Annotated in this window: 22 protein-coding genes and 2 pseudogenes; 13 read left to right on the top strand and 11 right to left on the bottom strand. The window is 57.5% G+C overall.

The window, feature by feature from the left end:
- Positions 1–47 precede the first annotated feature (47 nt).
- Both BSF40_RS18450 and BSF40_RS18455 read left to right on the top strand, forming a co-directional pair.
- Positions 48–1,595 carry a UxaA family hydrolase gene (locus BSF40_RS18450; protein WP_095966156.1) on the top strand — a complete coding sequence of 516 codons (1,548 nt, stop codon included), beginning with the start codon at positions 48–50 and terminating at the stop codon, positions 1,593–1,595.
- 73 nt (positions 1,596–1,668) lie between these two features.
- On the top strand, positions 1,669–3,249 hold the full coding sequence (locus BSF40_RS18455; protein WP_095966157.1) for an aldehyde dehydrogenase (NADP(+)): 1,581 nt from the start codon (positions 1,669–1,671) through the stop codon (positions 3,247–3,249).
- A 245-nt stretch (positions 3,250–3,494) separates the two neighbouring features.
- Here BSF40_RS18455 and BSF40_RS18460 read toward each other — a convergent pair whose 3' ends face one another.
- A complete protein-coding gene (locus BSF40_RS18460) occupies positions 3,495–3,893 on the bottom strand; it encodes a LysR substrate-binding domain-containing protein (protein ID WP_095966158.1) in 399 nt (132 codons plus the stop codon).
- On the opposite strand from BSF40_RS18460, the pseudogene BSF40_RS33115 reads away from it, so the two are divergent.
- Positions 3,886–4,192, top strand: a pseudogene (locus BSF40_RS33115) (LysR substrate-binding domain-containing protein); the annotation flags it as partial. The gene BSF40_RS18460 and the pseudogene BSF40_RS33115 sit on opposite strands and share 8 nt — an antisense overlap.
- 4 nt (positions 4,193–4,196) lie before the next feature.
- Here BSF40_RS33115 and BSF40_RS18465 read toward each other — a convergent pair.
- Positions 4,197–6,086, bottom strand: coding sequence for a methyl-accepting chemotaxis protein (locus tag BSF40_RS18465; RefSeq protein WP_095966159.1), 1,890 nt, complete (start codon positions 6,084–6,086; stop codon positions 4,197–4,199).
- Between the two features lie 14 nt (positions 6,087–6,100).
- A pseudogene (locus BSF40_RS18470) lies at positions 6,101–6,382 on the bottom strand (arginine deiminase-related protein); the annotation flags it as partial.
- A gap of 374 nt (positions 6,383–6,756) precedes the next feature.
- On the opposite strand from BSF40_RS18470, the gene alr reads away from it, so the two are divergent.
- Positions 6,757–7,995 (top strand): alanine racemase, encoded by a 1,239-nt coding sequence (gene alr, locus BSF40_RS18475; RefSeq protein WP_095966160.1) that lies wholly within the window; start codon positions 6,757–6,759, stop codon positions 7,993–7,995.
- Between the two features lie 162 nt (positions 7,996–8,157).
- Here the strand turns inward: alr and BSF40_RS18480 are convergent, their stop codons facing one another.
- Positions 8,158–8,847, bottom strand: coding sequence for a GntR family transcriptional regulator (locus BSF40_RS18480; RefSeq protein WP_095966161.1), 690 nt, complete (start codon positions 8,845–8,847; stop codon positions 8,158–8,160).
- A gap of 323 nt (positions 8,848–9,170) precedes the next feature.
- On the opposite strand from BSF40_RS18480, the gene BSF40_RS18485 reads away from it, so the two are divergent.
- Positions 9,171–9,905, top strand: a complete 735-nt coding sequence (locus BSF40_RS18485; protein WP_007994108.1) for an amino acid ABC transporter ATP-binding protein — start codon at positions 9,171–9,173, stop codon at positions 9,903–9,905.
- A 24-nt stretch (positions 9,906–9,929) separates the two neighbouring features.
- Here BSF40_RS18485 and BSF40_RS18490 read toward each other — a convergent pair whose 3' ends face one another.
- The 7 genes from BSF40_RS18490 to BSF40_RS18520 form a co-directional block, all read right to left on the bottom strand.
- Complete coding sequence (locus BSF40_RS18490; protein WP_095966162.1) at positions 9,930–11,042, bottom strand: CapA family protein; 1,113 nt, start codon at positions 11,040–11,042, stop codon at positions 9,930–9,932.
- Positions 11,043–11,131: 89 nt separating this feature from the next.
- Positions 11,132–12,088 (bottom strand): ornithine cyclodeaminase family protein, encoded by a 957-nt coding sequence (locus BSF40_RS18495; protein WP_095966163.1) that lies wholly within the window; start codon positions 12,086–12,088, stop codon positions 11,132–11,134.
- A 160-nt stretch (positions 12,089–12,248) separates the two neighbouring features.
- Positions 12,249–12,638 carry a RidA family protein gene (locus BSF40_RS18500; protein ID WP_007991048.1) on the bottom strand — a complete coding sequence of 130 codons (390 nt, stop codon included), beginning with the start codon at positions 12,636–12,638 and terminating at the stop codon, positions 12,249–12,251.
- An 11-nt stretch (positions 12,639–12,649) separates the two neighbouring features.
- Positions 12,650–13,741 carry an amino acid ABC transporter permease gene (locus BSF40_RS18505; RefSeq protein WP_095966164.1) on the bottom strand — a complete coding sequence of 364 codons (1,092 nt, stop codon included), beginning with the start codon at positions 13,739–13,741 and terminating at the stop codon, positions 12,650–12,652.
- Positions 13,731–14,867, bottom strand: a complete 1,137-nt coding sequence (locus tag BSF40_RS18510; RefSeq protein WP_095966221.1) for an ABC transporter permease subunit — start codon at positions 14,865–14,867, stop codon at positions 13,731–13,733. Before BSF40_RS18510 ends, BSF40_RS18505 begins: the two co-directional genes overlap by 11 nt.
- Positions 14,868–14,929: 62 nt before the next feature.
- Positions 14,930–15,952: an amino acid ABC transporter substrate-binding protein gene (locus tag BSF40_RS18515; RefSeq protein WP_007991054.1), complete on the bottom strand. Its 1,023-nt coding sequence runs from the start codon at positions 15,950–15,952 to the stop codon at positions 14,930–14,932.
- A gap of 209 nt (positions 15,953–16,161) precedes the next feature.
- On the bottom strand, positions 16,162–17,166 hold the full coding sequence (locus tag BSF40_RS18520) for a LysR family transcriptional regulator (RefSeq protein ID WP_095966222.1): 1,005 nt from the start codon (positions 17,164–17,166) through the stop codon (positions 16,162–16,164).
- A gap of 159 nt (positions 17,167–17,325) precedes the next feature.
- On the opposite strand from BSF40_RS18520, the gene BSF40_RS18525 reads away from it, so the two are divergent.
- The 8 genes from BSF40_RS18525 (at position 17,326) to BSF40_RS18560 (ending at position 25,561) form a co-directional block, all read left to right on the top strand.
- Entirely contained in the window at positions 17,326–18,624 is a 1,299-nt protein-coding gene (locus tag BSF40_RS18525) for an MFS transporter (protein ID WP_095966165.1), read from the top strand.
- 12 nt (positions 18,625–18,636) lie between these two features.
- Complete coding sequence (locus BSF40_RS18530) at positions 18,637–19,392, top strand: class II aldolase/adducin family protein (protein WP_095966166.1); 756 nt, start codon at positions 18,637–18,639, stop codon at positions 19,390–19,392.
- Positions 19,389–20,318, top strand: coding sequence for a glyoxylate/hydroxypyruvate reductase A (locus BSF40_RS18535; RefSeq protein ID WP_095966167.1), 930 nt, complete (start codon positions 19,389–19,391; stop codon positions 20,316–20,318). Before BSF40_RS18530 ends, BSF40_RS18535 begins: the two co-directional genes overlap by 4 nt.
- Positions 20,319–20,340: 22 nt before the next feature.
- Complete coding sequence (locus BSF40_RS18540) at positions 20,341–21,579, top strand: Zn-dependent hydrolase (protein WP_095966168.1); 1,239 nt, start codon at positions 20,341–20,343, stop codon at positions 21,577–21,579.
- Between the two features lie 176 nt (positions 21,580–21,755).
- The gene (locus BSF40_RS18545; protein WP_095966169.1) at positions 21,756–23,084 is read left to right on the top strand and encodes an MFS transporter; all 1,329 of its coding nucleotides are present in this window, start codon (positions 21,756–21,758) and stop codon (positions 23,082–23,084) included.
- An 80-nt stretch (positions 23,085–23,164) separates the two neighbouring features.
- On the top strand, positions 23,165–24,490 hold the full coding sequence (locus tag BSF40_RS18550) for an OprD family porin (protein ID WP_095966170.1): 1,326 nt from the start codon (positions 23,165–23,167) through the stop codon (positions 24,488–24,490).
- Positions 24,491–24,550: 60 nt separating this feature from the next.
- The gene (locus tag BSF40_RS18555) at positions 24,551–24,940 is read left to right on the top strand and encodes a RidA family protein (RefSeq protein ID WP_095966171.1); all 390 of its coding nucleotides are present in this window, start codon (positions 24,551–24,553) and stop codon (positions 24,938–24,940) included.
- 3 nt (positions 24,941–24,943) lie between these two features.
- A complete protein-coding gene (locus BSF40_RS18560) occupies positions 24,944–25,561 on the top strand; it encodes an RraA family protein (protein WP_095966172.1) in 618 nt (205 codons plus the stop codon).
- The last annotated feature ends 24 nt before the right edge of the window (positions 25,562–25,585 follow it).

Here is a 25,585-nt window from a genome sequence, read left to right on the forward strand (position 1 = left end):
GCCTGTTGGCCAGCGACCTCCCACGCTTGATAGCCAGAGAGTTTCCGATGGAATTGATCATGAAAACCGGTGCAGCCGCCGTCCTGCGCCTCAATCCTCTGGACGATGTATTGATCGCCCGTCGGCCGTTGATACCGGGTGAAGTCCTTGAACAGGAAGGCGTGACCGTACGCCAGCCAGTACCCGCCGGTCACAAGATCGCCGTACGTCGCATTGATGCAGGCCAGGCCCTTCGTCGCTATGGGCAGATCATCGGTTTTTCCACCGAGGTTATCGAGGCTGGTGACCACGTGCATGTGCACAACCTGACCATGGGCGATTTTGCCCGTGATTATGCATTCAGCCTCGATGTGAAACCCGACAAGCCGTTGAACAGCGAGCCTGTGTTCATGGGGATCGTACGCCCGGACGGTCGCGTGGCTACCCGAAACTACATCGGCATCCTGACCTCTGTGAATTGCTCGGCCACTGTCGCCCGCGCCATAGCCGACCACTTCCGACGGGACATTAACCCTGGCGCATTGCTGGCATACCCCAACGTCGATGGCGTGGTCGCCCTAACCCACTCCGCCGGTTGCGCCGTAGACCCCACCGGCGAAGGCCTGGCGTTGCTGCGCCGTACATTGGCGGGCTACGCGACCCATGCCAACTTCGCCGCTGTGCTGATGATCGGGCTGGGCTGCGAAACCAACCAGATCGAAGGGCTGCTCAGCACCCAGGGTCTGAGCCGCAGCGATACGCTGCGCACTTTCAGCATCCAGGACAGCGGCGGTACATCCAAAGCAGTCGCCAGCGGCATCGCTCAGGTCAAGGCGTTGCTTGAGGAAGCTAACCAGGTCAAACGTGAACCCGTCAGTGCCAGGCACCTGATCATTGGCCTGCAATGCGGTGGCTCGGATGGTTATTCCGGCATCACCGCCAACCCCGCGCTGGGTAATGCAGTGGACCGACTGGTCGCCTGTGGCGGTACGGCAATCCTTTCTGAAACGCCGGAAATCTATGGCGCCGAACACTTGCTGACCCGCCGGGCAGTCAACCGCGCAGTGGGCGAAAAACTCATTGCACGGATTCAATGGTGGGAGGCGTATTGCGAGCGCATGGGTGCAGAACTGAACAACAACCCTTCGGCCGGCAACAAGGTTGGAGGCTTGACCACCATCCTGGAGAAGTCACTGGGTGCGGTTGCTAAAGCAGGGTCCAGCAACCTGGTCGATGTTTATGAATATGCCCAGACAGTCAGCGCCAAAGGCCTGGTGTTCATGGACACCCCCGGCTATGACCCGGTATCGGCCACAGGTCAGGTCGCCGGTGGCGCCAATTTGATTGCCTTCACCACCGGACGTGGCTCGGCCTACGGTTGCGCCCCCTCCCCATCGATCAAACTGGCAACCAATACCGCGTTGTGGAACCGCCAACGCGAAGACATGGATATCAACTGCGGCGAGATCGCTGAAAACACCATGACCATCGAAGAATGCGGTGAAACCATCTTCAAACTCATGCTGCGCATCGCTTCGGGTGAACGCAGCATGAGCGAGCAGCACGGTTACGGGCAGAGCGAATTCGTGCCCTGGCAGATCGGCGCCGTCACCTGAATCCCTGCCCTCCTCCCCACTAGCCTTGAAATCCCCGCAAGGGGGATTCGAACATCCTTTTCTGGAGCCAGAAATGTCCACGATTATCGGCCACAACTACATCGGCGGTCAGCGCAGCGCTGCTGGCACTGTCATCGTCAACAGCGTTGATGCCAACACCGGCGATAACCTGCCATACAGTTTCCACCAGGCCACCCTCGAAGAAGTCGACGCCGCTGCCAATTTCGCGGCTGCCGCTTACCCGGCGTATCGCAGCCTGAGCGCCGAACGTCGCGCACAGTTTCTCGATGCCATTGCCGATGAGCTGGATGCATTGGGCGATGATTTTGTGGCACTGGTCAGCCGCGAAACCGCGCTGCCTGCCGCACGTATTCAAGGCGAGCGCGGTCGCACCAGCGGCCAGATGCGCCTATTCGCCAAGGTCCTTCGTCGCGGGGATTTCTACGGTGCGCGGATCGATCGGGCGTTACCGGATCGTTTACCGTTGCCGCGTCCGGACCTGCGCCAGTACCGCATCGGCCTTGGCCCGGTTGCGGTGTTTGGTGCAAGCAACTTTCCGTTAGCATTTTCCACGGCGGGGGGCGACACCGCATCGGCATTGGCCGCCGGTTGCCCAGTGGTGTTCAAAGCCCACAGTGGTCACATGGCCACTGCCGAGCTGGTCGCGGACGCGATCATCCGCGCCGCGGAAAAAACGGCGATGCCAGCCGGTGTATTCAACATGATCTACGGCGGCGGGGTCGGCGAAGCGCTGGTCAAGCATCCGGCGATTCAGGCGGTGGGATTCACCGGCTCGCTCAAGGGCGGTCGTGCGCTATGCGACATGGCTGCTGCGCGTCCACAACCCATCCCGGTGTTCGCCGAGATGTCGAGCATCAACCCGGTGATCGTGCTGCCCCAGGTGTTGCAAGCGCGGTCAGAGTCGGTCGCCCGTGACCTGACCGCTTCAGTGGTTCAGGGCTGCGGCCAGTTCTGCACCAACCCAGGTTTGGTGATCGGCATTCGCTCGCCGCAGTTCAGTGCGTTCATGCAGCAGGTCGCGGTTTTCATCGACGATCAGCCAGCGCAAACCATGCTCAATGCCGGGACCTTGAGCAGCTATGGTAACGGCTTGCAGAAGCTCCTCGCGCATCCCGGCATCGCGCACTTGGCTGGCACTGCGCAACAGGGCAGTCAGGCCCAGCCGCAACTGTTCAAGGCCGATGTCAGCTTGTTGATCAATGGCGATGAAGTGCTGCAGGAAGAAGTGTTCGGACCGACTACAGTGTTCGTCGAGGTCGCAAATCAGGCGCAACTCCGTGCTGCATTGAACGGCCTGCACGGGCAACTGACGGCGACCATCATTGGCGAGCCGGAGGACTTCGAACAGTTCGGCGAACTCACGCCGCTGCTGGAGCAAAAGGTCGGACGGATCCTGCTCAATGGCTATCCGACCGGCGTCGAGGTCTGTGATTCGATGGTCCACGGCGGACCGTATCCGGCGACGTCCGATGCGCGCGGTACGTCGGTGGGCACCTTGGCGATTGATCGTTTCCTGAGGCCGGTTTGCTTTCAGAACTACCCCGACAGCCTGTTGCCCGACGCCTTGAAAGCTGCCAATCCCCTCGGCATCTGTCGCCTGGTAAATGGCATGGCCACCCGCGAAGCTCAGTAACACTCGCGGTTTTTTCCACGAGGAGCCGGTCGATGGCTCCTCGTTTCAAGGGTGTAGTTGAACCCTAGCGCTAAACATCCCACATCATCAAACTTTCCTTCCCAAACACCACTGCTACCTTCACAAAATAACGCTTTATCCAGGACTGAACTCCTGCCAGGTCAGCACTGCTGACTGCCTTGATGCGCAAGTGATGGCGTGTTGAAATAGTGTCATGCCTGCAATAACAATAGAGTGAATCCGTCTCAGACGTTCCCGGCTTGTTTGACAATCCAATCAACGAACAACCGCACTTCGGGAGCAGCGCTGCGCTCTTCATTACAAATGCAAAAGTAATCCATCTCCGCTGGAACCTTGAGTGGGAAAGGTTGCACAAGTGTTCCCTCACGCAGATCCCGCGATGAGTTGATTTCGTCACTCAGTGCCACCCCAAATCCGTCTCTGGCAGCTTGTAGTGCCATTCCGAAATCCTCCATGTGCACATCCGCATCTCCAGGATAGGGTGTACGTGCGTCAACCAACCAACGACGCCATTGCGAGCCATCATCCTCGTGAAGTAGCCGGTGATGAATAAGGTCTGCAGGTTGCTTCAGTGCATTCGTACCGCAACCTGCGGGAACGCTATTTTTAACGTCCTTGCCCAGCCATCATCCACTGTGTGAGCGCGCCAGGCTCATCCTGGTCGACCTGGCAAACGTACCCCACATCCTTGCTCACCGTCGACGAAGCCGAACAAAATACCCGACGCTATTGGAAACAGGCCAGGCAATCGCCCAATGTGCGTGCGCACCGGCTCGGTGGAAGCCGTGCGTAGTATGGTGGTCAACGGCAGTGGAGTGGCAATCCTTTCCGACATGGTCCACCGCCTTTAATCCCTACTACAGTTCGTGATTATTTCCACTATGCCTTTCTTGCACCACAACAGTTTTCGTTACAGCGCTGATAGTTCAGATCCGAAAACTGCCCACCAACTGTTTCAAGCGAGCCGCCTGCTGTTCCAGATCGGAACAGGCTCGCAGGGTTGCATGAAGGTTCTCCACGCCATCCTGATTCAGGGTGTTGATTTCTCTAATGTCCCTATTGATCGACTCGACTACGGCGGTTTGTTCTTCCGTGGCGGTGGCAACCGATTGGTTCATGCCATCGATCTCCCCGATCCGCAGGGTCACACTGTTCAAGCGTTCGCCGGCCAGGTTGGCGATCTCCACGCTTTCCAGGCTGTGACGCTGACTCTGACTCATGGTGCTGACCGACTCGCGGGCGCCGACTTGCAGTTCTTCGATCATCGTCTGTACCTGTTGCGCCGATTCTTGGGTGCGATGGGCCAGGTTGCGCACTTCATCGGCAACCACCGCAAAACCGCGCCCTGCCTCACCGGCACGGGCAGCTTCAATGGCAGCGTTGAGCGCCAGCAGGTTGGTTTGCTGGGAGATGCTGGTGATCACCTCCAGGATCTGCCCGATGTTCACTGTTTTACTGTTGAGGCTCTCGATATTACCGCTCGAGGTGCCGAGCATCCCGGATAACGTGTTCATTGCCTGGATGGTTCTTTCAACGACCTGTTGACCCTCTTCGGCCAGGCCACGGGCATCGCTGGCCTGATGCGAGGCCTGGGCGGCGTTGTAGGCAATTTCCTCGGCGGCGGCACCGAGCTGGTTGATAGCGGCCGCCACGCTGTTACTCCGACTGGACTGCTCGTCAGAGTTGAGCATCGACGAATTGGAAGCGCTGACCACCCGCTGGGCCACTTCGTTGACCTGTTCTGTGGCCGAGGACACCTCGCGGATCGAACCATGAACCCGTTCGACAAAGCGGTTGAACGCCGTGCCGAGCATGCCGAATTCGTCTTGGGCGTAGATGCTCAGTCGTTTGGTCAGATCGCCCTCTCCTTCGGCAATGTCCTGCATCGCCCGGGTCATCACTTGCAATGGTTGCATCAGGAGCCGGATCAGCAGACTGAGTAACGCGACAATAATCAGCACGGCGATAACCGTAGCGATCAGGGCTGAAGCTCGAAACTCGCTGAGCATCGAATACGCCTTGTCCTTGTCAATGGACAAACCGATGTACCAGTTCAATGACGGCAAGCCTTTGATCGGTGCAAACGTCACGACGCGGGTTTTGCCATCAACGAGAACTTCACTGATATCTCCACTGATGCGCAGGGTATTTTGCGGATAGACATCTGTGAGCGTTTTCATCACCAGCGTTTTGTCCGGGTGGACCAGAATCTTGCCGTCGGCGCTGACAAGAAAGGCATAACCCATACCGTTGAAGTCCAGGGCATTGATACTGTCGGCAATGGCCTGCAGGCCCAGATCACCGCCAGCGACGCCCTGGGCCTGCCCGGCCTTGCTGATCGCGTTGACGACGGTGATCACCAGGTTGCCGGTCGTGGCATCGATATAAGGTTCGGTGACGGTCGGGCCGCTGCTGTTGACCGCATCCTTGTACCAGGGGCGGGCACGAGGGTCGTAGCCTTCCGGCATCCTGGCGTCTGGATAGGTGATGAACTTACCGTCCTTATCTCCCACGTAGGTGGCGATAAAGGTCGACGCCAAGGCTTGTTGCTTCAGCAGCAGCGTAATGTTTTCCGCAGACGGATTGATCGCCACCGACTGTGAAAGGTTCTCCATCAATAACACCCTGCCGTAAAGCCAGTTGGCAATATTGCTCGCAGTGATCCCCCCCATTTCGTGCAGATAACTGTCCAGGTCCTTACGAATGGCGCTGCGCTGCAGATAGTCGTTGTAGACCGTGAATAACCCAAATGCGGCAATGACAATCAGAGAGACGGCCAGCAGGATCTTGTGGCTGAACTTCAGGCTATTACTCATGCTTAATCTGCAGCCTGCATCGGATACAGCACCAGCGAGCCATCGGCATGACTGCTCCACCAGTTGTCAGGGAAAATCGAGTCGGGTGTATGGGGGAATGCACTGTCCTGGGCAACCAGCGCTTCTACCCCTTGCTCGCGTAATACCGCTACATAGCCATCAAACTCTTCGAGGGCCCGAGCTTGCGCCTGATCCTGAGGCAATGAGCACTTCTGAAAACGATTGTTCGCGGCGGTATCAACGTTAAAGGAGAAGCGCGAAGGTCGAATCATCAACACGGTAGTAGTTGTTTGCATGGGAGCCTTTCAAGAAAAGGAAGTGAGTGCGGTTATTCTCCTTCCTCCCCTGCCGCCGACTCGGCTGTTATCCCACTGGCACTCGACTCAGAATGTTGAAAGCTTTAACTCGGCAGCCGATTCCGCTTTTGCTGAAATGGGCGCTCAACACCGAGACTCATCAAATGAAAATCACTGGTTAGATGAAACAGCCCCTCGGTCGTTTAATCCCGTTTTACAGCGTCATCCGCTGCGCGAGCGGCAGAACACCACATAAACAAACGACGCCTTTGCATAAAAATTCCATGGCTGTTCGCTCAATGCCTGATGGACCTGGCTGATGCCAAATCCACGCCAGCATGGGGCCATTCCTCATCCACTATGGAAGACTCGATATGCCACGTTTCATGCTCAGTACGCTGACGCTCGCCCTGGCCTTGACGGCAATGATGCCGGTGGTCAATGCCGCCCCTTTACTCGATCCAACCCCTGAACATCCTCGCGTCGACAATCTATCAGGCCAGGCCAATACCTGGCTGGAGATTGATCAGGCCGCCTTCGAAGGAAACATCACCAAGCTTCAGCAACGGCTGGCGGGTAAAAGCCAGATGTGTGCCGTGATGAAAGCCGACGCTTATGGAAATGGCATTGGTTTGCTGATCCCTTCCGCCATCCGGATGGGGATCACCTGTATCGGCGTGGCGAGCAACGAGGAGGCGCGTGTTGCACGGGAAAAAGGCTTCAAGGGGCGCCTGATGCGTTTGCGCAGCGCTACCGTTGAAGAAGTCGAGAATGCACTGCGCTACAACATCGAAGAACTGGTCGGCAACCTGGAGGTTGCACGTCAGCTCAATGAACTGGCCACCCGAAAAGGCGTGAAGCTGCCTGTTCACCTGGCGCTGAACTCGGCGGGCATGGGCCGCAACGGTCTGGAAATGAGCACGACTGCAGGTCGACAACAGGCGGTTGATCTGACCCGACTGGATCATTTGAACATCGTCGGAATCATGACCCACTTCCCGGTCGAAGAACGAGAAGATGTCCTTCAGGGACTCGCCAAATTCAAGGAGCAGTCCGGATGGCTGATTGAACACGCCAAACTGGACCGCAGCCGGATCACCCTACACTGCGCCAATACCTTCACCACCCTTGAGGTGCCGGAAGGTTGGTTGGACATGGTTCGCCCGGGGGCTGCGCTCTATGGCTACCCAGTGGGTGGGCATAACGAATTCCAGCGGGTGATGCAGTTCAAATCGCGGGTCGCGGCGGTCAACGCCTACCCGGCAGGCAGTACGATCAGCTACGACCGCACCTTTACCCTGAGCAAAGACTCATTGATCGCCAACATCCCGGCCGGCTACTCCGATGGGTATCGACGAGCATTCTCCAACAAGGCTTCAGTGCTGATCCGCGGCCAACGCGCGCCGGTGATCGGCAAGGTCACCATGAACACCCTGATGGTCGACGTCAGTGGTATCAAGGGCGTGCAGACGGGAGATGAGGTGGTTTTGTATGGCAAACAAGGCGATGAAGAGATTACCCAGACAGAACTTGAGACCATCAACGGCGCGTTGTTGGCGGACCTGTATACGATCTGGGGCAACTCCAATCCGAAAGTCTTGAAGTCTAAATAAGGAGAAAAAAAGAAGGTGCGCAGACTAAACGCTGCGCCCCTGTGGGACCGAGCCTGCTCGCGATGGACGTTAACGATAACGCGTGTTTTCTGAATAAACGCGCAGTCCTCGAGTCCATCGTCGGAACGCCGCCCGAAGCTAACGAGTGTCGACCGGCTGCTCCTACACCTCAAAGTGGTCCTTCAGGTACTCAGCCGCTTCATCCGATGCTTGCTTGAGATGCGTTGTCATCAACGCAACGGCCGCCTCCACGTCTTTTGCCCGGTACGCCGCGAGGATCGCACGGTGCTCGTCCTGGCTATCAATCCCTGCGGATCGCAACTGCATATAGATGTGCGTATAGCGCTGCGCAATGGTGTGCGCACGGGTGATCATATTTTCCAGGTGTTTCATTTGCGCAGGTGCATAAAGCGCCGTATGCAGTGAAAGGTTCCATTGACTGCTCAGGAGAGGATCCTGAACCTTCTCGAACTCATCGATGATGCGCTCGACAGCATCAAGTTGCTCGGGTGTCGAGAGCGGTACCGAATGGCGGACGGCCAACGGCTCTAGAACCGCCCGTAATTCAAAGCACTCGTTCATTTCATGCAGGGAGGGCTGCGTCACCATGAAGCCACGGTTTGGCAGGAACTGGACCAGTCCCTGACCTTCAAGCTCACGTAACGCTTCGCGAACCGGCACCTTGCTGGTGTTGAGTTCTGTTGCGATCAGGTCCTGACGCAAAGGTTCGCTACCGGAAAGCGCGCCGGTGACGATGGCTTCCCTGATGACGGCCGCAACAAATTGCGGTGCCGACACACGTGCCAGCGGAATCAGACCTGCAATGTATTTCAGTGGTGATTGGTTAGACATATGACACTAAGTGGCCAGGAGCGATTTAAAGGCGTGTCTGGGTTTGGCAGATACGAGTAACAACATCGTTGTGCACGACGGTATACGATTATACGAAAACGAACAAGGACGGCATCCGCAGCCTAGTCCCCTCGAACTGCAGTCCTGCCCCTCTTCCCACTCATCTGAAATATGAGCCGGATTCATCGCTTTGTTGTTGTCGTTGGCGAATCAATAATCGTATACTTTCTACAGTAGGAAGAGACTGATACGTCCTGGTCAGCCGTTTGCGATCAGGTCCTCGTCCCTCTTGCGCCATCTGCAACCACATCAGGACAACCACCGTGATCAACATAAAAAATGTTTCCAAGTGGTACGGTAACTTTCAGGTACTGAGCGACTGCTCTACCGCAATACAAAAGAGTGAAGTCGTCGTGGTGTGCGGCCCTTCCGGTTCTGGCAAATCAACGCTGATCAAAACGGTAAATGCACTGGAGCCTTTCCAGAAAGGCGAAATTGTCGTCGACGGTATCAGCCTCTCGGACCCGAAAACCAACCTGCCCAAGCTGCGCAGCCGGGTCGGCATGGTGTTTCAGCACTTCGAGTTGTTTCCACACCTGTCCGTGACGCAAAACCTGACGCTCGCCCAGATGAAGGTGCTTGGCCGTGGCCAGGACGAGGCGCTCAAACGGGGTCTGAAAATGCTCGATCGTGTTGGCCTGAGCGCCCACAAGGACAAGTTCCCAGGGCAGCTCTCAGGTGGTCAGCAGCAGCGTGTGGCAATTGCTCGTGCCTTATCGATGGACCCGATTGTGATGCTGTTTGACGAACCTACCTCCGCCCTGGACCCGGAAATGGTCGGAGAGGTTCTAGACGTCATGATCAAGCTCGCAAACGAGGGCATGACCATGATGTGTGTCACCCACGAAATGGGCTTTGCCAGGAAGGTCAGTGACCGCGTGATTTTCATGGACGCGGGGAAAATCATTGAAGACTGCAAAAAAGAAGAGTTCTTTGGCAGCCCCGAAGCACGCTCCCCGCGTGCCAAGGACTTCCTCTCGAAGATCCTGCAACATTGATCACACGAAGTCGCCAAGGGGGCCTCACCAACGCAACTCAAAGGTGTTTTGCGCGCCTGGCTGGATGCTGGTGCCCAAGCGTGCGCACTCGCGGGAAAGGGTGTCGTGCAGCCATTGACGGTCATCCCCTTCAGCGCGACAGATGCGAAAGCGACACAGCCGGGTGGGTATCAAGTCCAGCGACTGCAGGTGCCCGCCCGCGTCCAGCGAGGCAAAGTATAGAAACCCCAGGTCGCCGCGAAAGGCTGTGTAGCCCTCGATGCCTTCGTAATCGTTCAGAAGATCACCGCAGCCATAGAGAATCAGGTGTTCGCGGTATACCTCGATGCCTTTGACGTGGTGCGAGGAATGCCCGTGCACCACGTCAACTCCGGCCTCGTCGATCAAGGCATGGGCGAACCGGACTTGCTCGCGTGGGATATCGAACCCCCAGTTGCCGCCCCAGTGAATGGAGGCGACCACCAGATCCCGCGGTTTTTTGCCCTCGAGAGTCCGTTTGGCCACATTGCGCAGGCTTTGCCTCGACAGATCCTCCAGCCGCGCGACGCCCGCGCCCTGATCCGTGGCGGCCCAGTCCGACGCAATGCCGCTGTCGGGTGCGCCGAGACCAAACACCAGCACGCGCCGCCCGCCAGGCTGCAGCAACACGGCGGGCGCTTCGGCAGATTGCCGGTTGTGCCCGGCGCCGGCGCTGCACATACCATTGCTGGCCAGGGTCTCCAGCGTATCGGCCAGGCCGGCTGCCCCCCAGTCCAGCACATGGTTGTTGGCCAGCACGCAGCAGTCGATGCCGGCTGCGCTGATGGCAGGGAAGTTCTCCGGGCTCATGCGGTAATTGATGCCCTTTGGCTCCGGTCGTCCGCGGCGGGACACCGCAGTTTCAAGATTAATGATGCGTGCGTGTGGCTGGCGAAGTTCTAACTCATCCAGCGCAGTGCCCCAGACATAGGTGAAATCGACCGGGTGGGGAATCGGGCCATTGACTCGTTCTGCCAGCCGGACGTAATCGCCAGCATTCTTGACGTAAGCTTCGTAAAGCCGCGGGTCGCCAGGATGCGGCAGTACTGCGTCAATGCCGCGGGCAGTCATGACGTCGCCGCAGAGAAACAGCTTAAGCGTATCGGTAACAGCTGCCATGGCACCCTCCCGAATATAAGCCGGGGGATGTTTCCATCCCCCGGCTTATTATTACGCTGAAATAGGCAGAACGACTTCTGAACCTCTACTCAGTTGTTCATCATATGCAACTGATAAAGCTCATTGGCAATGGCGATATCCTCCAACCCCAGTCCGATTGAGCGAAAAAAGGTATGGCGCTCGGGATCGGGAAGTCGGGCGACCCCCGTCATCAGCTCGGGCAAATCCCCGCAAATACTCTCGGGTAGCCAGCCATGCTGGTCTTTTGCCAAGCGCATTTCCCCTGCGCTGTCGGGCGTTGTAGCCCGGTAATCGCAATAGACGCTCATGTTCAGCAGGGATTCAGGAGGTACTTCGTGTGCCAGTGGGGCATTGGTACAAATGGAAGTGATCAGCGCAGGCTTTTTCAGCACTGCAGGATCAAGCACCGTATGACCGGCCGAGGTGCACAGCAGGATGACATCCGCATCATCAACGGCACTGGCCAGTTCGGTATGAATGCTGACGCGCGGATCGAGGTCCCGGAGTGCCTGCTGCTCGGACACTGGTAGAGCGTCAATGTTGGGTGCGTACAATCTGATATCCCCCCACTCGCGCAATGCCGAAACATGCCGGACATGCGCTTGACCCAGCCGCCCTACTCCCACTACGGCCAGTTTGCTGACCTGCGCGGGCGCAAGTAAGTCGACGGCGAGCGCTGTCGTGCCTGCTGTTCGCTCAGCCGTCAATTGCCCCGAATCACAGAGCAAGCGAGGTTGACCGTCATCCATCGACATCATCAACGTCCAGGCCGTCACCAGGGCCCCTTCCGGACGCGGGATATAGGGTGAGAGCTTTGCACCAAAGACCCGCTCCTCGGCAAGCGTTCCAAGGTAGCTGATAAAGTTGCCTTGCCCGTCGGGAAACGGATTGCGCAGTTGCGGAGGTTGCACAGCCTTTTCCTGTCCCAACGCCAGGAACATACGACGCATTGCGGACAACACATCAATCCGACCGATCAGTTTGGCCACTTGAGTTGAATCAAGTACGGCAATGTCATTATTCATCGAATACATTCCTTCATCGAGCACCTGACAGAAAACCTTAAACGTCGAAACAACTCAGTTCGAGTTCATGGGAAAGATTATTAAAACAACTAGTTAATTAGCTTGCAGCGACCAAGAGAACTGTTAGTTCTTACAAAATACACCCCGCCACATCCGTTTTCTAATGATGGGCGACGACATCGATTTCAATATCAAACGGAAACGGCCATGGCTTGACTGCAACGAATGACCGGACAGGTGGGTTTTCAGGGAAGTACTCGCGATACACGGCGTTCACCTCATCCATCATCGATGGATCGGTCACGAAGATCGTGGTTTTCACGACGTTATCAAGGCAGGACCCTGCCGATTCAAGAACAACTTTCATCACCTGCAATACAGCGTGAGTCTGTTCAGCAATCGTGCCTCGAACAATATTCCCGGTCAGCGGATCGAGTGGCGGCAGGCCACAGGTATAAAGCATCGAACCCGAGCGAATCAGCAAAGAGGTCGGTGTATTCAAACGCCTGAGCGCGTCAGATAAAAACGGTACTTCGATTATTTCTTTCATGGAGGCATCCATTATTGATACAGGCGGGCCCTACGCTCACGTTCAATCGACGCGACGTAGTGTTGGATATACATGCAGATAACGAAGTAGATGACACCGACAAACAGATAGAGCTCCTTGTAGAACCCTTGCCAGTTTTCGTCATAAAGGCTTGATCTTGCCGATCCAAGCAAATCGAAAAGTCCGATGATCATCAACAGCGAGCTGTTCTTCACAAACGCGATGGCGATGTTGGCAATCGGTTGCAGCGAATAGGCGATGACTTGCGGCAAGATCACGTAGGCATGACTGCCCCAATAGCCGAACCCCAAACTTGCCGACGCTTGGCGCTGACCGACTGGAAGTGCTTGCAGGGCACCGCGCAAGGCTTCGGAAAAGTAAGCGGCGGTAAACAGCGAGAGACCGATACCTGCCCGAAAAAGCTTGTCGAAAATAAGCTCGTCCGGAAGTATCAACGGAATGATGGCAAAGGTCATGAAGACAATGGTGATCGCCGGAACACTGCGAATCAGATCCACATAAAGCCGGCATGGAACAGAGACAAGCGGCATCTGCGACCGACAACCCAACGCCAGCAGTACACCCAGAGGGAACGCGCAAACAAGGCCGGCAATGCTGATCAGCAGGGTGATCGGCAGTCCACCCCAACGCGCACGATCCACTGACTCAAGACCGAACAGTCCGCCACTCATCAATAGATAGCCAATCAACGCGGCCAGTACCCACAGCACAATGGCTGTTGTGTGATGACGGACCCGAAACAAACACCAGAGCGCAACCGCCGCGATCAGTGCAACGAAGGTGATCGGACGCCAAAGCGACTCGGGAGGATAGGCCCCGAACAGGATGAGATTGAGCTTGGTGCCGATGAACGCCCAGCAAGCGCCTCCGTTCTGGTGGCATTGCGCGGCATCGCCGCTGAAGGTTGCATCAAGCAACAACCATTTGAAGATACCAGGGCCAACCAAAACGACGCCCCAAAGAAAAAGTGCGCCGAGCACAATCCGGGTTGGCATGCCCGAACCCAGGCCTTTCAGGCGCTGGATTAGCGTCAAGGGTGCGGGAATCGACACTTGGGCACCATTATTCAGATCACCAGACATAATGTTTCTCCCAAAGACCGATTACCCGCGTCGTAATAATGTTTACCGTGACGTAAACCAGCATGAAAATGCTGATCAATTCGATGGCCTGCCCCGTTTGATTCATGGCGGTATTTCCCGCCGAGACCAGTTCCGGGTATCCCACGGCAACACCGAGCGAACTGTTTTTCATCAGGTTCAGTAGTTCACTGACTACCGCTGGCATCGCGATCCGGAACGCTTGTGGCATCACGATGTAACGCAGCACGCCAAAGTGCGTCAGGCCCAGCGCATAACCTGCTGCAATCTGTCCCTGGGCAATGGACTGCACGGCCCCACGGATCGCTTCGGCTATATAAGTGCCCGTGTACACCGAGAGCCCGATGAACATACTCATGAACTCGGGAGAAAAGTGCCCGCCACCGCCGATTGAAAACTTGCTTGCCGTGGGCCACTCAAATGTCATTTGCCCGGACCACAGGGCATAGGCCGTGGACACAAAAGCAATCAGGCTCAGGAGTATCAGTAAGGCACCCGGATTTCTCAGTGCGCTGCCACCGGTCCCCACGCTTCTCAAGAGAAATGCCACGAGGGTGCAAAAGATCGCGACAATCGCCGTCAATGCAAAGGGGGTCGGCCACGGGAAATTGATCCCGCGATTGCTGATGAATAGGCCCGGTACCGGTTCCAGAGCCTCCCGGACTACCGGTAACCCGTAAGTGAAAACAGCGAACCAGAAGAACAACTGCAGCAGCAGCGGCGTATTGCGGATCGTCGAGACATACACTTTGGCAATTCGTCTGGCCAGGCCAAATTTGGACAACTGGGCCAGCGCCGCCAATACCCCGATCAGCACGGAGAACACAATGGCGCAGAGCGCCACTTTCAACGTGTTTGAAAACCCCGCGAGCAAGGCGTACGCATATGACTTGTCACCGCTGAAAGCAATCATGCTTTCACTGAGGTCGAAGCCGGCGCGAGTCCACAGAAAGCCGAACCCGGTATTGATCCCTTTCTGTGTAAGGCGCTCGTTGATCACGTGCCCGAAATACCAAACCGCAATCACGACAGCCGTGAGTACTACAAGCTGGACCAACACCGTGACAGCCCGGTGTTGGTGTTTAACTGCGCCATCTCTTGCCGACATGACCTTCACCTCTCGTTTCTGATTCGCCATCTATGCGGCGTTTGAGCCATTCACATCACGGATCAGAAAAGCGGGGCGTACAGCAGACCACCGTCCGACCACAGCGAATTCTGGCCACGCTTCATCTGCAAAGGTGTGTTTGCACCCACGTTGCGCTCGAAGATTTCTTTGTAGTTGCCTACCGCGGAGATGACATTGATCACCCAGTCATCCTTGAGACCCAGCCCTGCCCCCACGCCAGGCGTTACACCCAAGAGGCGCCGGATGTCTTCGTTGTTACTGGTGAGCATTTGTTTAACGTTTTCTTTGGTGATGCCCAGTTCTTCTGCAGTAAAGGTTGCGAAGACTGTCCACTTGACGAGGTCCGCAAAGTGCTTGTCATCGCCTCGGACGACGGGCCCCATTGGCGATTTCGAGATCACATCAGGAAGGATGGCGTAGTTTTCAGGGTTGCCCGAGTTGAGCCGGATAACCGCCAACTGCGACACATCGCTGGTGATTACATCGCAGCGGCTTGCGAAAAAGGCCGAGAAAAACTCAGTCCCGCTTTCGATCACCACAGGTTTGAATGTGATCTTCAACTTGTCGAAGAAGTTGCGAACCACATATTCGCTGGTTGTGCCCTGCTGAATGCAGACCGTAGCGCCATCGAGTTCTGCCGCTTTGGTGACGCCCAGTTTTTTGTTGATCAGAAAGCCTTGGCCGTCGAAGAAATCCACCACCGGAAATTGCAGCCCCATCGTGGTATCGCGCGTCAGGGTCCAGGTGCTGTTCCGGGAGAGGACATCCACTTCGCCATTCTGCAGCGCCGTGAAACGTGCCTGATCGGACAGCGGGACAAACTTGACTTTCGGTTTCTCGAAAATCGCCGCGGCAAATGCTTTGCAGAAATCCGCATCGAACCCCTGCCAATCACCCGCGCTGTTGGGCGCACCAAAGCCGACCAGGCCAGGGTGCACACCACAGACAAGCACCCCCCGCTCTCGAATTTTCGACAAGGTATCGGCCTGTACCGGTGCAGAAACTGCCAATGAAAGCCCTAGGGCTGCTGCGGTAGATGCGAAAAGAACTCTTAGACGTGTCATCAGCTTCTCCACTCGGTAGAAAGTATACGATTTCAAGCTATATGACTTTAAGAGCGGCTGTCAAGCCACAAGAATGGCCACACCGGTAATTTGTTTTGAGTTTAGATCTGGTGCGTTGCGAGGTGACTGATCATCGGCGCATGTCGCAATGGCTCAAGCAGCCTATCGGCATTGCGCCGACACCAAACACCGATGATGCCAATCAAAATTCAGTCTTCCAGGTCGGCTTTCTGATCAACGGATTGTTCTGCAACTGCGATGGCATGCTGGAAACTTTCAAGAAATACAGTTTCTGCATGAGTCATTTTTTGCTCACGGTTCCACAACAAGTGAATGTCTACGTCGGAGACACCGTCCCTGGGTGGCAGGCGCCAGAGCATGCCGTTGTAGAGGTCAACATCGAGCAAGTGTTCCGGTAAACAGCCGATACCAAATCCTGCAATCACCAATCTGCGAATTTCTTCAAAGTTTGATGACGAAGCAACGATCCTGCCGGTGAAGCCCTGCTGGTCTCGAAACACGGTAAGTGGCGAAAGATTGCCGCCAATCTGGTCGCTCGTGAAGCTGACAAAATTTTCTCCCTGCAGCTCAGACAGATCGAGGCCCCGCTTTCCGAAAAAACGGTGCCGCTTTCCGCAGAAGAAGGCGTATCGCTGGCGTATCAGGCAACGCTGTTCCAGCTTGGGTTGAGCAATGCGGCATAAACCGACACCGGCAGTGGCGGTCTTCTGCATTAGCGAACTGAGAATGTCGGAGCTGCGTAGAACCTCAATTTCCAACTCCACGCGCGGATGGTTGAGATGAAAAGTCGCGAGAAAATCATCATAGACCGTTGACTGCACCCGGCTGATCGAGAGCAGACGAACCTTTCCCACCACATCATCCTGTGGGCCTTCGATGGCCGAGCCGATGCGCGATACATTGCCATACATCTCTTCGGCAATTCGCAGCACTTCTTCTCCCGCCTCGGTGAGATCGAAGCGTGGTCCCTTACGCGAAATCAAGGCGCACTCCAACTGCTCTTCCAGGCGCTTGAGCGATTGACTGACGGCCGACTGGGTGATGAACAGCCGCGCCGCGGCTCGGCTGATGCTTCCTTCCTGACCAATAGCCAGATAGGTGCGCAACAAGTTCCAGTCCAGACGATCGTTGAGGAAGCGCCGCCCCCCCCATCTCGCTTGCACCAGCTCTTCATTTGAATTTTTGCTGCTCATCTTGATGTCCATTATTAGCACTGCTTAATCAGTGATTAAGAATTAGCAAATTGCTTAATTATTGAGGCTACGAGATAAAGCACACAAGCGCCAGAGGGACAGAGCGTTACTGTGATCCGATGGATCCTTGTCGGAATAATAATTACAGAAGGGCCTTGCATGCGTACTCACTCGAACCAGCCGCGTCGCGCAGCGGCTGCAGCCTTCATCGGCACGACCATCGAATTCTACGACTTCTACATCTATGCCACCGCGGCGGCCCTGATCCTGGGGCAAGTGTTTTTTCCCAGTTCGGACTCCATGCTGAGTACGCTGGCCGCATTCGGTACTTTTGCGGTGGGCTTTATTGCCAGACCCATGGCCGGCATGGTCTTCGGCCATCTGGGCGACCGTCTTGGACGCAAAAAGATGCTGCTGTTCACCATGCTGCTGATGGGGCTGGCAACCACCGCTATCGGTTTGCTGCCCGGCTACGCCAGTATCGGCCTCTGGGCGCCTGTCGGCTTGATCGCGCTACGCATCATCCAAGGCATTTCGGTGGGTGGTGAATGGGGCGGTGCCGTACTGATGGCCAGCGAACACGCCCCGGCCAAGCGCAAGACCTTCTATGCATCCTTCGCCCAATTGGGCAGCCCGGCAGGTTTGCTGATGGCGTTGATCGCCTTCCGTCTGGTGACCTCGCTTTCACCCGAGCAATTTGCCGAGTGGGGCTGGCGTCTGCCCTTCCTGTTCAGTGGCGTGCTGATGATGATTGGCCTGGCGATTCGTTTTGGTGTGCAAGAGTCTCCAGAGTTCAAGGCAATCGCCGACAAGGGCGAAACTGTCCAGTATCCGGTGCTTGAGGTGATTCGTACCTGTTGGCGGCAGATTCTGTTCGCGGCGGCTGCAGTGACCATAGGCTCGGCCGGATTCTTTTTCACCAACACGTTCATGATCACGTATGTCACGCAGTATCAGGGTATTGCGCGTTCGACGATTCTCGACTGCCTGTTCCTGGTCACGGTGATCCAGTTCATCTCCCAACCCTTCAGCGCACTGCTGGCCGAGCGCATCGGTGAGGGTCGCTTCCTGAAGTTGGCCGCCCTGCTGTCAATGCTGGCCCCCTACCCCATGTTCCTGCTGGTCGGCACTCAAAACATCGTGTTGATGACCCTCGGTATTGCCATGGCGGTGGTTGTTCTGTCTGGACTCTATGCGGTGATCGCCGGTTACATGGCCCAGGCGTTTCCAGCGCATTTGCGCTACTCGGGAATTTCCATCGCGTATCAACTGATCTGCGCCATTGCCGGCGGATCCACGCCCATTATCGGCACCCTGTTGGCCAGTCACTATGCCGGCCAGTGGATGCCACTGGCGATCTTCTTCAGTTTGCTGGCTGCCCTGTCGTTGATCGGCGTCTGTGGCCTGGCACGTCTGCGCGGAGAATCCACCGCCACCGCCCCCCAATTTTCGCTTTAACAAGGAGCCCACATGTACACACCTGACAACATTACCCCCACCGAGTGGAAGGCACGTTGCGAGCTGGCGGCACTGTATCGGCTGGTTGCGTATTTTCGCATGACTGACCTGATCGACACGCATATCACCCTACGCATCCCGGGCCCTGAGCACCACTTTCTGATCAACCGCTACGGCGTGATTTTCGATCGCATGAAAGCCAGCGACCTGGTGCGCATCGACCAGCATGGCCAGGTAGTGGGCGGTGCGAACGAGCGTACCCGGGTCAATGCCGCAGGCTTCGTGATCCATTCGGCGATCCACATGGCGCGCCCGGATCTCAATTGCGTGGTGCATACCCACACTGCGGCCGGTATGGCCGTCGCCGCCCAGGAACAAGGTCTGCTGCCGATCAGTCAGCATGCATTGAAGTTCTACGGCAAGTTGGCTTACCACACCTATGAAGGCATCGCGCTGTCGCTGGCCGAGCGCGAACGACTGATCGCCGACCTGGGGCCACACAAGGCCATGATCCTGCGTAACCATGGCCTGCTGGCAGCCGGAGGCAACGTGGCTGAAGCCTTCCACGAAATTCACTTCCTGGAGCGCGCCTGCCAGGCGCAGGTCGCGGCACTGGCCGGTGGCAGCCAGTTGGTCTACCCCAGCGAAGAGGTCTGCCAACATACCGCAGAACAGTTCGGCCGCGACGAAGCCGAGGAAATCATGGGCCTGAGCTGGAACGCTGCCTTGACCCTGATTGAAGATCAGCGCGAGTCCTATTGCTCATGAACACTATCGTATTGCTGTCACGCGACAGCATCTTGCTCGGCCAGCTGCAGGCGGCCTTTGCCCGCCAGGCACCGGATATCCGGGTGGTGCTGGCCGACGACCCGGCCGCCAGCCAGGCGCAAGTCGCGGCGTGCTGGTTTCCGCCGGCCAACAGCTTGGGCGCGCTGCCCAATTTGCAACTGGTGCATTCGGTCGCCGCGGGCGTCGACCACTTGCACACCGATCCAAGCTGCCCGAACTTGCCCGTGTGCCGAGTAGTCGATCCCGCGCACCGCCAAGGCATGACCGAGTATGTACGCTGGGCAGTGATTCACTATCACCGACGATTCGATCAGGTCTTGCAGCAACAGCCTGACCAGCTCTGGCGGCGCCCGGTACAGATTCAGGCCAAGGACTTCAAGGTCGGTGTGATGGGCCTGGGCTCGCTGGGCGCAGCCATTGCCGAAGACCTGGCCAGTGCCGGCTACAGCGTTCGCGGCTGGGCGCGCAGTGTCAAACACATACCCAACGTGGTGTGCCACAGTGGCGATTTGGCGTTCAGCAGCTTTCTAGAAGGTCTCGATCTGCTGATCAACCTACTGCCGTTGACCTCGGCGACCCGAGGCATTCTCTGCACTGAAACCTTCCAGGCACTGGCGCCGGGGGCAGTGATCGTCAACTGCGGTCGCGGCCAGCACGTGCGCATCGACGATCTACAACAGGCCTTGGGTAGCGGTCAGCTACGCGGCGCTGTGCTGGACGTCTTCGAGCATGAACCCCTGCCGGTCGATGATCGCCTGTGGTGCATGCCCGGGGTGATCGTTACCCCGCACATGGCCTCGGCGGCGTCCCACGACTGCATTGCCAGCCAGATCGCCGAAAACACGCGGCGGCTGGCGCGAGGCGCCCCCCTGAACAACCCGGTCGATACGTCCCTGGGCTATTAAGACACGCGACAAGAGGTGAATGATGAAAGTATCCAAGGTCAACGGTGAGCGCCTGTGGGGCAGCCTGATGGACATGGCCAAAGTTGGCGCCACCGAGAGCGGTGGCAACTGTCGCCTGGCCCTTTCCAGGGAAGACCTGGCCGGTCGCGAGTTGTTCATGGGCTGGTGCCGTGAGGCTGGCCTGAGTATCGGGTTCGACGCCATTGGCAACCTTTTCGCCCGCCGTGAAGGCCAGGACAACAGCCTGCCGCCGATCGTCATGGGCAGCCATTTGGACACCCAGCCAAAAGGTGGCCGCTTCGATGGTATCTACGGCGTGCTGAGCGGACTGGAAGTGGTGCGTTGCCTGAATGAACAAGGCATCGAAACCCGCCAGCCCATCGAAATCGCCGTGTGGACCAACGAGGAAGGTGCGCGCTTTACTCCGGCCATGTTCGGCTCGGCGGTGTTCACTGGTATTCTGCCGTTGCAAACGGCATTGGATGCCCGTGATGCCAATGGTATCAGCGTCGCTGAGGCCCTGACCGATATAGGCCAGAGTGGTGAACTTCCTCTGCAGCGTGCCTTCGATTCTTACTTCGAAGCCCATATCGAACAAGGCCCAATCCTGGAAGACAACGGCCTGCCGGTGGGTGTCGTCACTGGCGGCCAGGCAATCTGCTGGCTGGATGTGCAGGTTGGCGGTATCAGTGCCCACGCCGGCACCACACCCATGCCGTTGCGCAAGGATGCCCTGTTCGGCGTCGCGGAAATGGCCAGCGTGCTGGAATCCATCGCTAGAGACTTCGCGCCCAAGGGGCTGGTCACAGTGGGTCAGCTGGAGATAGCCAAGTCATCGCGCAATACCATCCCTGGCCGGATCAACTTTACTGTGGACCTGCGTCACCACGAAGACCAGCAGATTGCCGCAATGGAGCAAGCCGTATACGAGCGCTTGCAAATTGTTGCCGACAAGCGCGGTTTGAGTCTGGCGATCAGTCGTCACTGGCTCAGCCCGGCAACACCTTTCGATGCCGATTGCGTTGCCGCTGTGCGTTCGGCGGTCCAGCTGCTGGGTTACCCCCATCAAGACATCGTCAGCGGTGCCGGGCATGACGCCATCCACCTCGCCGGACATTGCCCGACCACGATGGTCTTCATTCCCTGTGTCGGTGGCCTGAGCCACAACGAAGCCGAAGACGCCTTGCCTGACGATGTCCGCATGGGCTGCGACGTGCTGCTCAATGCGGTACTGCAGCGAGCTCAGCACCTGAGCGACTGATGATGCAAGTAACACCGAACCTCTGAGGTCGCGTCATCCACACGACCTCGGAGGCAGGGCCCGCTTGCGCCTGAAAAACAATAAAACCGATCTCGAGCTACAGCACCACCGTTACTCACACTGCCAACCAATAAATCAATCCACTGAGCCCGACGCTCAACTTGGAGAAAAAAGGCATGAACAGCTCCGCGTGCATCCAGACCGCTACCCCGACGGTCGAACCCAGCGTCAACATGAAAAAAGTCGCCGTCGCCAGTGTCATTGGCACCACGGTGGAATGGTACGACCTGTTTGTTTTCGCCACCGCTTCGGCCCTGGTGTTCAACAAGATTTTCTTCCCGGCGTTCGATGCCTTGATCGGCACCCTCCTGGCGTTCGGCACCTTTGCTTCGGCTTATGGTGCACGCATCGTCGGGGCTGCCTTGTTCGGCCACTATGGCGACAAGCTTGGGCGCAAATCGATGCTGCTGATTTCGCTATTGACCATGGGCGCGGCAACCTTTGCCATCGGTCTGTTACCGGATTACGCCAGCATTGGCATCTGGGCACCGATCCTGCTGTTGACCCTGCGGATCATTCAAGGCCTGGCCCTGGGCGGTGAATGGGGTGGTGCGGTGTTGATGGCCGTCGAGCATGCCCCCGCCAATCAGCGTGGCTTGTATGGCTCATGGGTACAGATCGGCGTGCCGGCCGGTACCATGATTGCCAACCTGGCCTTCCTCGCGATCGCCTGGCTGCTGCCCGCTGAAGACATGCTTGCCTGGGGCTGGCGCATCCCGTTCCTGGCCAGCGCACTGCTGATTGCCGTGGGCCTGTACATCCGCCTCAACATCACCGAGACACCTGCGTTCCACAAGGCTCAAACCAGCGAGCCGCAAATCAAGCTGCCGCTGGCCGAAGTCTTCAGCAAATACTGGAAGCAAGTCCTGCTCGGCGGCGTGGCAACCATGTCGACCGGCGCATCGTTCAACATCATTGTCGCCTTCGGCCTGACCTATGGAACCCAGACCCTGGGCTTCAGCCGCACCATCATGCTCAGCGTGGTACTGGCCTCCTGTGCGCTGTGCATCGTGCTCTTGCCTGCCTTCGGCGCATTGTCTGACCGTTTCGGTCGCAAGCCAGTGATCATCGCCGGCATCGTCGGTGAAGCGCTGGTCGCCTTCCCGATGTTCTGGCTGATGGATACTCGCGAGCTGCCGCTGGTGTTTCTCGGCTATGGCCTGTTGATGACCGCGTTCGCCGCCAACTACGGGCCCATCGCAACCTTCCTCGCCGAACTGTTCGGCACCCGTGTGCGTTACTCCGGCCTATCGGTGGCTTACATGCTTTCCGGGCTGCTGGGCAGCGCGGCCACGCCTATCGTGACCACAGCCCTGCTGGCGATGACCGGCAAAGGCTCGTCAGTGGCCTGGTACCTGATCGGCTCTGCGGTCATCTCCCTGATTGCCCTGTTGCTGCTGACCGAAACCTTCAAGCGCGACTTGAGCGCTGGGCGGGCTGAATAGCACCAAGTGACCCACAACAAAAATAAATCCACCTGCACTTGATCCTGCTGCCATTCACGCACCCTCTGGATTCGTACACCATGGAAAAAACCCTGCACCTTTTTGGCATGAGCGCCGGCGCTTGCCTTTTGACCCTGAGCCAGGTCGCTTCAGCTGATTTCATTAGCGACAGCAAGGCCACACTGGGCCTGCGTAACTTCTACTTCAACAACGACTACCGCGACCGGCCCGGCAGTGCCGGTCAGAGCAAGACCGAGGAATGGGCGCAGGGGCTCATGCTCAATTACACCTCCGGTTTCACCGACGGCACCCTCGGGTTCGGCGTCGATGCGCTGGGGCTGGTGGGGCTGACACTGGACAGCGGCCAAGGCCGCCATCGCGGCAGCTCGATGATCCCGACTGATGGTGATGGCGCTGCCGATGAATGGAGCCGCCTGGGCATGACCGCCAAAGCCCGCTTGAACAAGACCGAAATGCGTTACGGCACGCTGACGCCCAAGCTGCCGATCCTGATAGCGAACGACGGTCGCCTGTTGCCACAGACCTTTGAAGGCGGCCAGATTACCAGCAGCGATCTCGACAAGCTGACCTTGACCGCCGGCCGTCTGGAGCACGCTACCGGGCGTGGCTCCAGTGATAGCACCGGGTTGGCGGTCAGCGGTGGGAGTCAGGAGAGCAACGAGTTTCTCTTCGCCGGTGCCGATTACAAAGCCACCAAAGATCTGACCGCCCAGTATTACCTGGCCAATCTCGAGGATTACTACATCCAGCATTTTTTCGGCCTGCAGCATGTATTGGCAGTGGGCGAAGGCCAGTCGTTGAAGACCGACCTACGCTACTTCGATACATCTTCCGACGGTGCCAACAGCTCAGCCAGCGGACGGGCTGAAGGTTACCGGGTCGGCGGCTATAGCCGAAACGGTGCCGGTGAAATCGACAACCGCACCTGGAGCGCCCTCTTCACCTACAGCCTTGGTGGCCACGCGTTGACCGGCGGTTACCAGAGCGTTTCCGACGGCAGCAACTTCGTCCAGCTCAACCAGGGCTCCCTGGTGGACAAAGGGGCCGGTGGCGCAAGCCTGTATCTGTTCACCGACCGCATGCTCACCAGCTTCAACCGGGCCGGCGAACGTACCTGGTTCGGCCAATACGCCTATGACTTCGTCGCCTCGGGCGTACCGGGTCTTCGCGCGTCGATGGTTTATCTCAAAGGCAGCCAGATCAAGACCACTTCTGGTAGCGATCAGCAGGAATGGGAGCGTGACCTGGCCCTGGATTACGTTATCCAGGACGGCACGTTCGCAGGTCTGGGTTTCGGTTGGCGCTATGGCGTTCTGCACTCCGAAGCCGACGCCAATCAGGACCAGAACCGCTTGTTCGTGAGCTACACCCTGGCATTGTTCTGATGCCACCGGCTCGCCGCCCATGCCGGGTCGGCGGGCCCCTATTCTCAGCGAGGTTCATTCATGAAGCGTATCCAGGCAGCACCCGGCACAATCGGCCCGGTCGGTCCTTACTCCCAGGCGGTGGTCAGCGGCCATCTGGTGTTCACTGCCGGTCAAATACCCGCCACAGGCGGACTGGACCAGCAACCCGAAGGCTTCGAAGAGCAAGTGCGCCAGACCTTGCGCAACCTGGAAGCCATTTTGATCGCGGCAGGCTCGGACTTCGATCACGTGATCAAGGTTAACGGCTATCTCACCGATCCTGCTCAACTGGAACCCTTCAATCGGGCCTATACCGAGGTGCTCGGCCATGCGCCGCCGGCACGCACCACAGTCTGCGTGGCACTCTGGGGGGTGGCACTGGAAATAGATTGCGTGGCCGAACTCATTGATTGCGCGCCGCAGAGGTAAGCCATGAACGCCACTACTCAATTGCTTGAAAAACTCCATCAGGTCAGCTTCGCCACCCTCGGGCATTTGCTCGAAGACGGCTTTGTCAGCACCGAGATTCGCTCCATGCTGAGCGCCGTCAAAGTGGTAGGTCGTGCCGTGACGCTGAGCGTGATCGATGCCGATGCCATTGCCGTCAACCGAGCCTTGGCAAGCCTTCAAGACGGCGACGTGCTGGTGATTGACATGAACGGTGATCGACGTCACGCCTGCGTCGGTACAGTCACCGCCTGTGCGGCTCGAGCGCGAGGCGCCAGAGCCATCGTGGTCGATGGCCTGGTGACCGATATCCTTGAACTGCGCGAAGCCGGACTGCCCGTTTTTGCCCGTGGCACCAACCTGCTGACCACCAAGCTGCACGGCAACGCCGAGAGCCAGTTGAATGTGCCGGTGCAGTGCGGCGGGGTTCAGGTGCACCCGGGTGATCTGGTGCTCGGCGACGATAACGGTTTACTGATTCTTGGTAGTCAGGCACTCGCCGCAGTCATCGACCAGGCACTGGCCAGTGATCGTGCAGAACCCGGTCTGCTGGATCGCCTTGAAGCCGGAGAGTCAATAGCATCCGTACTGCGTGTTCAGTGATTGGTTGCTTGTAATGTAGCCGAC

The organism is Pseudomonas sp. ACN5 (assembly GCF_002303975.1).
Classification (GTDB): domain Bacteria; phylum Pseudomonadota; class Gammaproteobacteria; order Pseudomonadales; family Pseudomonadaceae; genus Aquipseudomonas; species Aquipseudomonas laurylsulfatiphila.

Bases quoted from the DNA above. Each gene is read 5' to 3' on its own strand.
- BSF40_RS18450 (WP_095966156.1), top strand. From the start codon at position 48: ATGGAATTGATCATGAAAACCGGTGCAGCCGCCGTCCTGCGCCTCAAT.
- BSF40_RS18455 (WP_095966157.1), top strand. From the start codon at position 1,669: ATGTCCACGATTATCGGCCACAACTACATCGGCGGTCAGCGCAGCGCT.
- BSF40_RS18465 (WP_095966159.1), bottom strand. From the start codon at position 6,086: ATGAGTAATAGCCTGAAGTTCAGCCACAAGATCCTGCTGGCCGTCTCT.
- alr (WP_095966160.1), top strand. From the start codon at position 6,757: ATGCCACGTTTCATGCTCAGTACGCTGACGCTCGCCCTGGCCTTGACG.
- BSF40_RS18480 (WP_095966161.1), bottom strand. From the start codon at position 8,847: ATGTCTAACCAATCACCACTGAAATACATTGCAGGTCTGATTCCGCTG.
- BSF40_RS18490 (WP_095966162.1), bottom strand. From the start codon at position 11,042: ATGGCAGCTGTTACCGATACGCTTAAGCTGTTTCTCTGCGGCGACGTC.
- BSF40_RS18495 (WP_095966163.1), bottom strand. From the start codon at position 12,088: ATGAATAATGACATTGCCGTACTTGATTCAACTCAAGTGGCCAAACTG.
- BSF40_RS18500 (WP_007991048.1), bottom strand. From the start codon at position 12,638: ATGAAAGAAATAATCGAAGTACCGTTTTTATCTGACGCGCTCAGGCGT.
- BSF40_RS18505 (WP_095966164.1), bottom strand. From the start codon at position 13,741: ATGTCTGGTGATCTGAATAATGGTGCCCAAGTGTCGATTCCCGCACCC.
- BSF40_RS18510 (WP_095966221.1), bottom strand. From the start codon at position 14,867: ATGTCGGCAAGAGATGGCGCAGTTAAACACCAACACCGGGCTGTCACG.
- BSF40_RS18515 (WP_007991054.1), bottom strand. From the start codon at position 15,952: ATGACACGTCTAAGAGTTCTTTTCGCATCTACCGCAGCAGCCCTAGGG.
- BSF40_RS18520 (WP_095966222.1), bottom strand. From the start codon at position 17,166: ATGAGCAGCAAAAATTCAAATGAAGAGCTGGTGCAAGCGAGATGGGGG.
- BSF40_RS18525 (WP_095966165.1), top strand. From the start codon at position 17,326: ATGCGTACTCACTCGAACCAGCCGCGTCGCGCAGCGGCTGCAGCCTTC.
- BSF40_RS18530 (WP_095966166.1), top strand. From the start codon at position 18,637: ATGTACACACCTGACAACATTACCCCCACCGAGTGGAAGGCACGTTGC.
- BSF40_RS18535 (WP_095966167.1), top strand. From the start codon at position 19,389: ATGAACACTATCGTATTGCTGTCACGCGACAGCATCTTGCTCGGCCAG.
- BSF40_RS18540 (WP_095966168.1), top strand. From the start codon at position 20,341: ATGAAAGTATCCAAGGTCAACGGTGAGCGCCTGTGGGGCAGCCTGATG.
- BSF40_RS18545 (WP_095966169.1), top strand. From the start codon at position 21,756: ATGAACAGCTCCGCGTGCATCCAGACCGCTACCCCGACGGTCGAACCC.
- BSF40_RS18550 (WP_095966170.1), top strand. From the start codon at position 23,165: ATGGAAAAAACCCTGCACCTTTTTGGCATGAGCGCCGGCGCTTGCCTT.
- BSF40_RS18555 (WP_095966171.1), top strand. From the start codon at position 24,551: ATGAAGCGTATCCAGGCAGCACCCGGCACAATCGGCCCGGTCGGTCCT.
- BSF40_RS18560 (WP_095966172.1), top strand. From the start codon at position 24,944: ATGAACGCCACTACTCAATTGCTTGAAAAACTCCATCAGGTCAGCTTC.